Genomic DNA, 12,384 nt, shown 5'->3' on the forward strand with positions numbered 1-12,384 from the left:
TTCAAGCGAAGATAATGGGAAAAAGCACGGTAGTCATAGAGCAAGGCCAGCGAATTGGGGGCTTGACCAGCGGAGGCCTGGGAGATACAGATGTGGGGATGAAACAAGCGATCGGCGGCTTGTCCTTGGAATTCTACCAGCGGGTAGCCCGCAAATATTCGCAAGACGATGCCCGTTGGCTGTTTGAACCTAAGGTGGCGCTCGAGGTTTTACATGATTTGGTGCGGGAACACAACATCGAGGTCATCTATGGAGAAAGGCTGGATTTAAAGAATGGCGTGGTCAAACGAGGCTCAACGATTACCTCGATTCGTGCGGAATCCGGAAACGTTTATAGAGGCAAGATGTTTATAGATGCTTCTTACGAAGGGGATCTGATGGGCAATGCCGGCGTCTCTTATTTTGTAGGCCGGGAGTCGAATTCGCAATATGGTGAAACTTTAAACGGCATCCGTCCCGGCAATGAGCTGCCGAGCGGAATCGATCCCTATGTCATTAAAGGGGATCCCTCGAGCGGCTTGATTCAGCGCGTCAATCCAAACCCCGGCGGTAACATAGGCGACGGGGATACCAAGCTTCAAGCTTATAACTTTCGCATGTGTTTGACGAACAATCCGGACAACCGCGTAGAGATTGAAAAGCCCGAGGGATATAACGAGGCCGATTATGAAATTTTGTTCCGGGCCATCGAGCAAGGACAAAACACGAAGTTTTTCAAGCTGAACATGGTAACCTCGGATAAGACGGATTCCAATAACAACAGCGGCATTTCTACGGATTATAACGGAATGAACCATAACTATGCGGAAGCGGATTATGATACTCGGGAACAGATTTTGAATGCCCACCGTATCTATCAGCAAGGTTATGTTTGGACGATACAGAACCATCACCGCGTGCCGGAGAAAATTTCCGCGGTTTACAAGCCGTGGGGCTTGCCGCGCGATGAATTTATCGAAAGCGGCCATTGGACTCCCCAATTGTACATTAGAGAATCCCGCAGAATGATCGGGGATTATGTCGTGACGGAGCATGATGTCAGACTGGAAAACCCGGTTCCGGATTCCATAGGAATGGGCTCCTTCGCCATAGACTCGCACCACACTCAATACTATGTCAATGAAGACGGTCATGTAAGCACCGAGGGTGGATTTTACATTAAATTGAAGGCCCCTTACCCTATTAGCTACCGGGCGATTGTGCCGAAGCAATCGGAGTGCACCAATCTACTTGTACCGGTATGCGTTTCCGCTACCCATGCAGCCTACGGCTCGATCCGGATGGAGCCCGTATTTATGATTCTGGGCCAATCCGCTGCAACCGCGGCCGCGCTGGCGCTTGATGGGGACGGCATCGTTCAGCATGTACAGGTCGAGCAATTGCATGCCATGCTTACACGTGATAATCAGGTTTTGTATGAGGACGTCTAATCCAGGTCTTCATACTGATTGAACCGGAATCCGAATTTACGCCGGTATTCGCCCGGGGGATGCCCGTACCGTTCACGGAATACTCGGCAGAAATGCGCATAGCTCTGGAAGCCCGTTTTGTCGGCGACCTGCTCCAGCGCAAGATTGCTGTATAACACCTGCTGCTCTGCCAGATTCAGCCTAACGTCTATGCAGTAGGCGAATAACGACCCGCCAAAAGCGGACTTGAACAAGTAAGAGCATCGAGAGACGCTAAGGCCGACGGATGCCGATATTTTCTCCAAGCTAAGCGGTTCATGGGCATGATTGTCGATGTATTGCTTGAGCTTGTATGCGATATCGGCTCCCTTGGAGCGCTGATTGATTTGGATGGCTTGCTCCAATGTCAGGCAAAGCGTTCTAAGCAGATAATCCATGATTTCTTCCTGGTGCTGCGTCACCTTTTTCTTTTCGCTGATCAAATGTTTCCATAAGGTTATGACCGTATCGTCAAAGCCGATGTTCGTTTTGGTTGGCAGGTCTTTGTTGTTCCACCACGAATCCAGCCATTCCCCTTTGCCGGTCATAAAATAGTCCCTGACGGGTTGAATCGCACCCGATGCCGGAGAGGTTCTTGGCTGCACATCCAGCTCATACGGCTGATCGGGCGAATAGATAAGCAAGTCGCCAGGGATAATGGTTTCGTACTTTCCAGCCACAAGCGCACGGCATGTTCCTTCTGCCTGGAGCCGAAACAGGTAGAAGTTCAGCCCGTCCTTATACTTCACGGAGTGCGGCTTCGTATGCGTGAAATAATTGGCATAGATGACGGAAGATCCGTACTGGACTGCTTTTGTCATGAAGGGCGTTCCTCCCGGAAATTACCGTTCTGCTCCGATTATATATTTTCTTCCGGGTGATGGACAGGCGAAAACAAAAAAATGGCGGCATAGGGACTCCACCCTATACCGCCATCCCTTCAGCTGCGTGCCGTAATCTCTTAACCGTTGAATAGTCAGGTCATTTCCCGTTCCGTCCTACTGACTCTCAGTCGGCACCCCATTTTCTCCTAGCCATACATCCTGCTCCAGCAGCCGCTGTTGAAGCTCGGCCACGGAAATGCCGCGCGAGCCCGCGCCGTCACGAAGCGCGAGTGTAGCTGCCGTTCCAGCAGCTTGCCCCATAGAGAAACAGTTCGGCATCACCCGCAGGGAGCCTTGCACCGCTCGGTCCGAGGATACGCAGCGTCCGGCAACCCACAGGTTGTCTATGCCGACCGGCAGCATGATTCGGTACGGTACCCCGTGCGAAACGCCAGGAGGCAAGTGATTGAAGGTCATATCGCTCTTGCTGTTGGCGAGATGAATATCGATGTAGTACGCGTTGCGGGCAATGTCGTCCGGGAAGGAGCGCGCAGCGAGGAAATCATCAACCGTAAGAATATAATCTCCTTGTATACGACGAGTCTCCCGGATACCAAGCTGCTCTCCGCTTGCCACCATATGAGCGTGCTCAAAGCCCGGCACATAACGGCGGAAGAACCGCAGCTGGCGTTCCGCCGTACGCCGTCCTTCGATCGCACCCCTTGTCAGATCCTCCGCGAGGGTGCCGTCTACCCCGAATACATGGCCGAAATTAACGCCAACCAGGTAGTCGCTGACCCAGGCAAGACCGGAGATCGACTTGCGCCCTTCCGGCAGTGCACCATCCTCGATTGCCCGCTCGACCGTCTTGTGCAGTTGACCCGTGTCCCCGCTCTCCTGCAGAAACCGGTTGAACCTCGGACGATCCACATTCGCAAGCAAATAACACATACTGCCGGGCTGAAGCTCTCCTGCCTCGCCGCCCTTCTGGAAAGGGACTCCCGAAAGCGCGGCAATGTCTCCATCACCCGAACAGTCTATAATATACCGGCATGAGATGAAGGAACGTCCCGTTTTGTTGACGACAATGACGCCTTCTACCGTCCGCCGGTCCTCGGACAATACCACATCGTATACAAAGGTGTGAAACAGAGGAATAACGCCGCTTTCCAGAATGGCATCGTCATAGACGCGTTTCAGCACCTCGGGATCGATCGGCACCCAATCCAGCATCTCCTCGTATTCCTTGCGGAACTCGGGATCGCAGGCCTGCTTCATCCGCTCCATTAACGCAAGCCCGAGACCGCGGATAATCGGCTTCCGTTTATCCGTGAAGGGGCAGAACGCCGGTACAAGCGCTACCGTGCCCATGCCGCCAAGAAATCCTCTCTGCTCCACCAGCATGGTGCGCGCTCCCCCTTTCGCCGCGGCAATAGCAGCGGCGATTCCGGATGCGCCTCCGCCGATGACCAGCACATCGACCTCGCTCGAAACCGGGATGCTGGCGGACGGCAACGTAATCTGTTTGTTCATAGCAACCACTCCAATTCTGTACAGGTATAACCTATCATTATGGTTTATTGGTGCGCGCTATTTGTTTGCGCCATCCAGACAAAGCTTCAGCAAATCATCGACGTGGGCAGTAGCCAAACATTCTACGGTATCGGCGGCGCCGTAGTAGATTTTGACTTCTCCGGAGTCTTCCAGAATCATGCCCCCGGGAAAAATCACATCGTTGCGGAAGCCTCCATCTGTCTCGTACGCGGCTTCCGGCGCTAGCAACGGCGCTTCTGCCTTGCCGATGATCCGGCTAGGGTCATCCGGATCCAGCAACATAATGCCGGAAGTATATCTTTTTTTCCAACTCGGCTCCCAGCCATTCTTGCCCCGATTGCGGTCGATATCGACGGCATGAAACAAAGTCAGCCAGCCTTTGTCCGTCTTCACGGGCGGAGCGCCCGGACCTACCTTGTCGTTGGCATAGGCTACATCTTCAACGGCGAGCAGCAGCTTGGAATTTCCCCAGTATTTGAGGTCGGGCGAGTCGCTCATCCACATGTCGAAGCGGTCAATGCCTCCCCGGCTATATACGGGCATCGGGCGTTCCAAACGGACATACTTGCCCCCGATCAGCTCCGGGAACAATACCATATTGCGGTTGTCCGGCAACGTCAGGCTAAGCACCTCGAAGGAGCTGAAGTCCTCGGTTACGGCGATTCCGCCTCGCAGGCCATGCTTGGTATCGACCGCAAAGCACATATAACATTGATCGCCGATTACCGTCAGACGGGGATCATACACGCGGATGACCTCTTCATCCTGCCAGGACCAGCAGGGCATAGGGCGCACATCCCACTTTATGCCGTCATCGCTGTAGGCCAGTCCCAGATTCGTAGTATGATGCGGAGCAACGGTCTCTTTGCTCTCATCGCCGTAGTCATTGCGAAACACCATCACGTATTTGCCTTTGAACTTGGTAACGCCCGCATTAAAAACCATCGCCGGACCGTATGGCACATCCCCCGGAGACAAGATCGGATTCGCGGAATGCCGGGTAATAACCGGACTGGAAAACAGAGGTCCTACCGTAAAATCGCTCATATGCAAGTTACTCCTTATCATTAAAATTAACCTTTGACCGAACCCGACGTGACCTGAATAAAGGACTTGTTCGCCAATATATATACAAGCAACATCGGCAGGATGGACAGACACGCGCCAGCCATCATTAAGTGAATTTGCATGGCCGCGGAAGAACCATAACGCAGATTGGCAAGTCCGACGGTGAGGGGCTGCAACTCCGGATTCGTCATCGTGAACACCAGCGGCAGAATGTATTGGTTCCAGGCATGACGGAATTCGAACAAGCCGGCCACGCCGAGTCCTGGCGTCAAGAGCGGCAGAACAATAAGGAAGAAGGTTCGCATGAACCCGGAGCCATCCACCATCGCCGCTTCATCAAGCTCGCGAGGGATCGCTTTGAAGAAGCCAAGCAGTAGGAAGAACGTGCTGGAATGAGCGCTGATCAGAATCAGGATAACGCCCCATAACGTAGTATTCAGGTTCAGCACGACCATCAGATCAAATTGCGGGCGCAGTACGATAGCCCCGACGGATATAAACATCAAGGACGCCTGAGTCGTCACGAAGATCGCCTTGCCGGGAAATTGGCGCCGATCGACTACATAAGCCGCCATGGATGCTACCAACAGGGAGCCTATTGTAGCTATAATGCTGATAAATGCGCTGTTCCAGGTATAGCGGGCAAAATTAGCCTGCCTCCAGGCTTCCGCATAGTTGGAGAATTGCATCTTGGCCGGCAGCAGACTGCCGCCGGTCATCATCTCGGCGCCAGTCTTGAGGGAGCCGGACAGCGTCATTAACAATGGAAATACGGTCAGCGCAGCCGTTACCAGCAGAAACAGCCACATAACCGTACGGCCCACGATTCTGCCTGCGCGGCCGGAATCGAGGCCTATGGTCGATTTATCCCCCTTCCTTTCCGGTCTTCGGGATAACACTTGTTCGTTCATTTGCTTATCCTCCTGCAAGCCTGCAGCCGTTTATCATAAACGCGGCTGCGGCGTTGTGTTCGAGTTGTAAAGGCGCAATATTAGCGTTTAATGCCATTAATACATTTTGTTCATTTTGCGGCTTAACAGGAAGTACAAGCCGGTGATCGCGCCGACAATAACGGCGGTAACGAAGCCTACGGCGCTGCCATATCCGAGCTGCTGCTCAACAGGCATGCCCGTAGCAACCGGGAACAACAGTTTATACAGATAGAGATACATGACCTCGGTTTTGCCGATCGGTCCGCCCTCCGTGATGAGCATGATGCTCTCATAACCTTTCAAGGATGCAATAATCGCGAGCATAATAACCAATTGTGCAACCGGAGCCAGCATCGGAAGCGTAATGTTCCAAAACTTTCTTCCGGCGTTCGCGCCGTCTATCGACGCGCTTTCGTACAGATCCTGCGGGATGCCCTGCAGTCCGGCCAGAAACAGCAGCATGTAGTTGCCGACCGCGCCCCATACCGCGACAAGTATAAGCGTAAACATCGCATATTTCGTTCCAAGCCAGTCGACCGGCTGCGAGACCAGGTTCAGCTTCATCAAAGCAGTGTTAACCATCCCGTTATAAGAATTAAATATCGTATAAAACACAACAGATATGACCGCGGTGCTTATAATCGTCGGCATAAAATAGATTCCACGCAGCAGATTGCCGCCGCGCAGCTTGCCATTCAAGATAACCGCAAGCAACAGGGAAATGGGCAGCGTAATCACCAGCTTGCCCCCGGCATAGATAAAGGTATTGCCAACCGATTCCCAGAACAGCCCGTCGCGCATCACCCGCCGGAAATTTTCCAGACCGATAAACAGCGGTTCGCCGTAACCGACATAGTCATAGAACATATAACGCAGCATCCAGATTAAAGGATAAACACCCAACACTGCCGTCAAAATAATGCTAGGGGACAGAAATAGAGAATTCTCCCCGAATCGTTTCCATTTCAAGTTCATGATCCGTTCCTCCATTAGGGAAAGAAAAGGGGCCCCGCCAGAAATTGCGCGGCAACCCCATTCTTGCCTGCTATTTATCCCTGCGGCTTGGTTGGATCAAAGGCAGGGTTCGGCGTCACAGAAACCTCGCCTTTCTCCACTGCTTTGGACAATGCGTCATTGTATCTTGCGTTCAAATCGGTTGTGATGGCTTGCAGATCTCCGCCTGCAAGCACATATTTGAAGAAAGCGTCGGCATAATTCGCTCCCTCCGGAGTAACGGTAGGCGCGACCGGCCAGATGGAGTCGTGTTCCCCAACCAGGAAGCCCTCCATCCCGTTAATATCCGGATTTGCGGCTTGCTCCACGATAGCTGGCACTACGGCAATTCCAAAGCCTTTTTCATGATAGCTCTTCAGAATCTCGTCTCCGTACATGTACTGCATGAATGTCCAAGCGGCTTCCTTATTGGCCGACTGGGCGCTGATCCCAAGCCATGTTCCTGCGGACACGATCTCGGATTTCCCCTTGATCTGGCCATCGATCGTTGGAGCCAGGGCGCCGCCCCAATTGATTTCTGTCGGGAATTGATCCTTGTACACGCCCGGCTCTGTCGAGAAGGAAAGATACATGCCGATTTTGCCTGCGGCGAATTGGGCGCGCAGCGGGTCGATATCAAGCGATTCCGCGCCGGGAAGAATGCTTCCGTCTGCATACATTTGTTTGAAATATTCGATGACCTGCGAGTAAGGCGCGAAATCGAATTGTCCTGTTTTCAAATCAAAGCCAAGTCCTTGATGACCGCTTAAGGAAAGAATTTCCCGAATGGAGCGGTCAAAAGCCGATTTCGGGTTTTTGAAGTTCAGCGCGAAACCGTAAACGCCTTCGCTCTTGCCGGCTTCGGTAATTTTCTTGGCGGCGTCGACCATTTCCTGCAGCGATGCGGGAGGGTTCTCGATACCCGCTTTGGCGAACAGATCCTTGTTGTAGACCAATCGCAATGTTTGACCGTTATTGGCCAAGCTGTACACTTTGTCGTCAAATCGGTTGACGCCGTCGAGAATAACTTTGTCGAACTTCGCTTTTATATCGTCGGTAAGAAATCCGTCAATCGGCTCCAGATACCCTTTTTTGAAAAAAACGGGCGTATTGGCGCCCTTCAGACGCAGCACATCCGGCGCCTGGTTGCTGGAAAACGCAATGTCGACGCTTTGCGCATAGTTCTCGGACATAACGGTCAATTCCACTTTAATGTTGTCCTCGTTCGTCTCATTGAACTTGTTGATCATTTCATTGATGTATTCCTGATCGTGACGGTCGTCTGTCCAATACTTCAGCGTCACAGGAGGCTTGTTCGCCTCTGCCGTTGGCGTCGCCTTGGTTCCTTCGGAGGGACCATTCGTCGCGCTGGCGCCATTGCCGTTGCTGTCATTCCCGCTGCAGCCTGCTATTACGGTAGCCAGAATGAGACTCATACCTAGACCTAACCATTTTTTCTGCATACATTCTACCCCTTTAATTCACATTTGAGTTGTGAGCTCTTTTTTATTATAGGTCCTCGTACTGGGAAAAGGAGTGTGTCTAATTCACTCTCGAGGGATAGATTTCTATGGTCCGAGTGGGGGAAACCGCTTATGTCTCCGGCCGATCCGTATGATAGCCTGCCCGGAATTCGGAGGGTGTCTGGCCGGTGATCTTCTTAAACACATCGCTGAAATATCGGCGTTCCTCATATCCGACAGCGAGTGCCACCTCCTGAACCTGCGCCCCCTCAACGAGCAACACCTTCGCCTTCTGAATACGTTCCGAGGTCATATACTGCGTCACCGTCATCCCGGTCACCTGTTTAAACAAGCTGGCAAAGTAGCTGGCGCTAAGATGCACATGGGCGGCGCATTCGCCAACGGCAATGTCCTCCGACAGCCGGCTTTTCATATAGTCAATCGCTTTATAAACCACCTTCTGGCCGCTAGACAGGCTGTTCTTGTGCACTAACGTTGCCCCCTCCGTGCACAAGGTAAGCAGTTGGCGCTGCAAAGACGCTAGAGACAACCCGACTGTCCCCTGTACCGCCTTAAAGCTTTGAATCAGCGGCTGTATGTCCGAATACGGAACCATTTCGTAAAAGGTGCGGATCGCCGAAGCAGCCAGCTCATCGTACAGGCTGAGGAGATAATTCGGATTTTGACGGGAGACCAATTTCTGCAGCGAAACCGCAATGGTAGACAGAATGGCGACCGTCTTTTCCACATTCCCGGAACGAAGGGCAAGCAGCAGCTCGTCCTTATATTCAAGCGCCAGCGGCTCCTGACTTCCGCTCTGGTGGATATCGTCATACATGATCGCCGTATTTCCTTCGGTGAACAGATGATGGGAAAGCGCCTGCTGAGCTTGGCGGTAGGAATCCGGCAGCTCGCTAATCTCCGATACTCTGCCCCCAACCCCGACGGAAATCGTAACCTTGGTGTATCGTTCGATATTTCGGCAAATCTGCTCGGCCATTTCGATCGGACTGGATACTCCCGTATCGTTAAGTACGGCCAAGTACTGGTTAAGACGGTAGCGGAAAACAACGCTGCGCGCATGCTCGGCAAGCGTCTCCTGCATAATATTGAGCAACGAGAAGCGGATCAGCTCCAACTCCCGGATAGATGGCTCCGCAGTCCCTTCCCGTACATTGTCCATCTCGATAAGCATGACGACAAACCCCCGGGGCTCCAGCTTAATATTCAAAAAGTCCCAGCGTTCCGAGGCATCTTCCCAGGAGATGCGGTGGTTTACGAGAAGAGCGAAGTACTCCTGACGAAGCACCGGCATGCTTTCGCGAAGCTTGTTTTCCATTTCCCTCACGCTTAGCAATTGCATTCTTTCTTCCGTAATCTCGGCTTTAGCTCGCAGCGCCGCGGACATAATATCCTCTTCCGAAAAGGGCTTTACCACAAAATCAAACGCTCCGAGCTGCACCGCCTGCTGCGCATAATCAAAGTCTGCATAGCCGCTAATGAGAATGAATTTGCAATTGCGGTTTTCTTCAAGAACCATGCGCAGCATGCTCAGCCCGTCCATGATGGGCATCCGTATATCGGTAATGACCAAGTCCGGCCGCAATCTGCTGATTAACTGAAGCCCTTCTTCGCCATTGCTCGATACTCCGGCCACCGTAATCCCTTGTTCTTCCCAATCCATCGCGGTTAAACCGTCGACCACGCTCTTAATATCGTCAATAATACATAGGCTGATTGCTTCAGTATGATTCACTCGAACTGCTCCCCTCTCTTGGGCAATGAAATCCGTATTTCCGTCCCGTGCTCCGGCTTGCTGTTCACTTCTAAAGTCGCCTTATCCCCATAATAGAGCTGGAGCCGCCGAATGAGATTGGATACGGCATACCCTTTCTTTGATTCCAGACCGAAGAGGGCGCGCACCACATCCTCTTCCATGCCTTTGCCGTTATCACGCACGACGATCGTCCAGAGCTCGCCCTCTTCGTCGATTTCTATCTCGATGCGCCCGCCGTTTTTCAGATCACGAAACCCATGCAGAATGCTGTTCTCCGTCAGCGGCTGCAAGAGGATGCGCGGAATCGAAAGCGCGATCAGCTCTGGCTCCCGCACATGGATCTCATAAGTAAATAAACCTTCATAGCAGCTTAACTGCAGCTCTAGATATTGACGCACATGCTCCAATTCTTTGGATAATGTCGTAATTTCTTGTCCATTGTTCAGGCCCAGCTGGAACAGGCGGGAGAGCGACATGACCATCTGCTGCGAAGGCTCGATCTGCTTCAGCTTTAGCTTCCAGTAGATGGTATTCAGAGTGTTGTATAGAAAATGGGGGTCCATTTGCGCCGACAATGCTTTGATCTCCGCAGACCGCTTAAGCGTCTGCGCCTCCGTGACCTCATCAATCAATACGACGATCTGCTCCAGCATTCGGTTGAAGCGATGACCCACCTGCCCTAATTCATCCCCGCTGCCGCTCTCGAAGCGGGCGGTCAAATCGTTGTTCTCGACCCGCTTCATCACTTTCATTAGTCCTTGCAGCGGCATAAGCAAATAACGCGAGAATGCGCCGGAGATCAGCGTCGTTACAATGAAAGCAGCCAGAGCAACCGCCGCGATCAGCCATTTGACATACACCAGATCCTTCAAGACGCCGGCCCGGGACTGAATGGTGGTCATCGTCCAATCCGCAATGCCTATGCCCGCATAGTTAAGCAAATAGGTTTCGCCGTTCAATTCGAAGGATTGACTGCCCTCCGAGCGATCCATCATGCTCCTCAGATTTCCCGCATCCACCGCCTCACGGACCAGCCGTTCATTCGGCGGGTAGACCGTCTCCCCTTCATCATCCAGCAGAAAGCTTGATGCCCCTCCGCCTGTATCTCCCTGAACCAGCTTGCGAAAGCCATCCTCCCGAATATTCACAACAATGTAAACGCCGCTGACCGGCGTGTCGAAGATCGGCTCCAGAATGAGCGAAATGACGCGGTCCTTGCCGGAGAACAGCATATCCTCATGTCCCTCCACCCATAGATTCCTTTTCTCATGTCCGATGCGTTCATACAAGAATGTATCCTCGAAGGCGCTCTTCCGATTGCGGTTCATGGACGAGGGATAAAATTCGCCGATCGGCGTAGACACGTAGATGGAATGGATCAACGGTTCGGCGACACGCGCCTGCGAGAAAACGTTGTCAAGATCGCTTAAATGCTTGTAGTACCTGCTGTCGTCCCCGAAAACGACATCCCTCAGCATCTCATCAAAAGGCTGGCTGATCATAAACGTCATCATAATTAACATCAGCTTGTTCAGCTTCTCGTCTACAATCTGCGCGGACCTTGCCACCGTGTCCTGCGTCAGCTTCAGCGCGTTTTTCTCCATGGTGGCGGCCGAGATATAATAGGACAACCCTCCGGTCATCAGGACAGAAATGACGATGATGGCCAGAAACGCGATTTGGAGCTTGTTGCGCAGCGATTGCCTGCCGAGATAGTCCAAGCTTGTCACACCTTTCGTTAACATTATTTCCTATGATTATGTCACCCTAGCCGCTGCTTCGACAATGCAAAAAACGAAAGCTGTCCCGCAGCCGGTACACGGCTTAAGGGACAGCTCCTTCTGTTGCGCGCCTACCGGCGTTAGGCGGGAGGTGCCAGAACCAGGGCGTCGTCAAAAGATACGCCCGCCGAGGTGGTCCGGAATCCGATTTTTCCCGCCGTCAATTCCGTTACGGGGTTGGTCCATTCCGTCATCAAAGCTCCGTTCACATAACCTTTTACCGTATTGCCTTCAATGAAGACCTTAACCGTATACCATTGGTTCGCCCGAGCCGCGAAAGGAGCGCTGGCCACCAGAGTCAGCACCTGGTTCACGGATTTGTACAATTCCACAACCTGAGTCGCCGCATTGATTCGGTACATATAATAATTGTTCGCATCTTGAACCCGGAATAGAAGACCTGCATTGGCATTTGAGATAGGCATTTTGACTTCGGCTTGATAGGCATAATCCGTCCATGGATCGCCGGCTGTCGTGATCGCGGCGGCTGAGGCGGCTTGCGTCAACACTTTCGACCCGTCTGCCGTCACGCTCCACGAACCGG

Annotated in this window: 10 protein-coding genes; 1 reads left to right on the forward strand and 9 read right to left on the reverse strand. The window is 52.6% G+C overall.

Annotation, left to right across the window (positions count from 1 at the left end):
• A partial coding sequence (locus tag PAT3040_RS13180) for an FAD-dependent oxidoreductase (RefSeq protein WP_258234964.1) occupies window positions 1–1,430 on the forward strand: 1,430 nt, incomplete at its 5' end.
• Here PAT3040_RS13180 and PAT3040_RS13185 read toward each other — a convergent pair.
• From PAT3040_RS13185 to PAT3040_RS13225, 9 genes are all read right to left on the reverse strand, one after another.
• On the reverse strand, window positions 1,427–2,269 hold the full coding sequence (locus PAT3040_RS13185) for a helix-turn-helix domain-containing protein (protein WP_108993016.1): 843 nt from the start codon (window positions 2,267–2,269) through the stop codon (window positions 1,427–1,429). The genes PAT3040_RS13180 and PAT3040_RS13185 overlap by 4 nt on opposite strands.
• A 177-nt stretch (window positions 2,270–2,446) precedes the next feature.
• The gene (locus PAT3040_RS13190) at window positions 2,447–3,805 is read right to left on the reverse strand and encodes an FAD-dependent oxidoreductase (protein WP_108993017.1); all 1,359 of its coding nucleotides are present in this window, start codon (window positions 3,803–3,805) and stop codon (window positions 2,447–2,449) included.
• Window positions 3,806–3,862: 57 nt separating this feature from the next.
• A complete protein-coding gene (locus PAT3040_RS13195) occupies window positions 3,863–4,873 on the reverse strand; it encodes a glycoside hydrolase family 130 protein (protein WP_108993018.1) in 1,011 nt (336 codons plus the stop codon).
• Between the two features lie 26 nt (window positions 4,874–4,899).
• Window positions 4,900–5,805, reverse strand: coding sequence for a carbohydrate ABC transporter permease (locus PAT3040_RS13200; protein ID WP_108993019.1), 906 nt, complete (start codon window positions 5,803–5,805; stop codon window positions 4,900–4,902).
• A 96-nt stretch (window positions 5,806–5,901) separates the two neighbouring features.
• Window positions 5,902–6,801 carry a carbohydrate ABC transporter permease gene (locus PAT3040_RS13205; protein WP_108993020.1) on the reverse strand — a complete coding sequence of 300 codons (900 nt, stop codon included), beginning with the start codon at window positions 6,799–6,801 and terminating at the stop codon, window positions 5,902–5,904.
• Between the two features lie 74 nt (window positions 6,802–6,875).
• Complete coding sequence (locus PAT3040_RS13210) at window positions 6,876–8,282, reverse strand: ABC transporter substrate-binding protein (RefSeq protein WP_108993021.1); 1,407 nt, start codon at window positions 8,280–8,282, stop codon at window positions 6,876–6,878.
• Window positions 8,283–8,412: 130 nt separating this feature from the next.
• On the reverse strand, window positions 8,413–10,038 hold the full coding sequence (locus PAT3040_RS13215) for a response regulator transcription factor (RefSeq protein WP_108993022.1): 1,626 nt from the start codon (window positions 10,036–10,038) through the stop codon (window positions 8,413–8,415).
• Window positions 10,035–11,804 (reverse strand): cache domain-containing sensor histidine kinase, encoded by a 1,770-nt coding sequence (locus tag PAT3040_RS13220; protein ID WP_258234965.1) that lies wholly within the window; start codon window positions 11,802–11,804, stop codon window positions 10,035–10,037. The genes PAT3040_RS13215 and PAT3040_RS13220 overlap by 4 nt, the downstream gene beginning before the upstream one ends.
• Window positions 11,805–11,920: 116 nt before the next feature.
• Window positions 11,921–12,384: 3-keto-alpha-glucoside-1,2-lyase-like domain-containing protein (locus PAT3040_RS13225; RefSeq protein WP_146200419.1), on the reverse strand; the 464-nt coding region annotated here is incomplete at its 5' end.

Origin of the sequence: Paenibacillus agaridevorans, from assembly GCF_003112455.1 — a bacterium.
Classification (GTDB): Bacteria; Bacillota; Bacilli; order Paenibacillales; family Paenibacillaceae; genus Pristimantibacillus; species Pristimantibacillus agaridevorans.

What these genes read in the sequence shown, in the direction of transcription:
- PAT3040_RS13185 (WP_108993016.1), bottom strand. Translation starts at nt 2,269, where the DNA reads ATGACAAAAGCAGTCCAGTACGGATCTTCCGTCATCTATGCCAATTAT.
- PAT3040_RS13190 (WP_108993017.1), bottom strand. Translation starts at nt 3,805, where the DNA reads ATGAACAAACAGATTACGTTGCCGTCCGCCAGCATCCCGGTTTCGAGC.
- PAT3040_RS13195 (WP_108993018.1), bottom strand. Translation starts at nt 4,873, where the DNA reads ATGAGCGATTTTACGGTAGGACCTCTGTTTTCCAGTCCGGTTATTACC.
- PAT3040_RS13200 (WP_108993019.1), bottom strand. Translation starts at nt 5,805, where the DNA reads ATGAACGAACAAGTGTTATCCCGAAGACCGGAAAGGAAGGGGGATAAA.
- PAT3040_RS13205 (WP_108993020.1), bottom strand. Translation starts at nt 6,801, where the DNA reads ATGAACTTGAAATGGAAACGATTCGGGGAGAATTCTCTATTTCTGTCC.
- PAT3040_RS13210 (WP_108993021.1), bottom strand. Translation starts at nt 8,282, where the DNA reads ATGCAGAAAAAATGGTTAGGTCTAGGTATGAGTCTCATTCTGGCTACC.
- PAT3040_RS13220 (WP_258234965.1), bottom strand. Translation starts at nt 11,804, where the DNA reads ATGTTAACGAAAGGTGTGACAAGCTTGGACTATCTCGGCAGGCAATCG.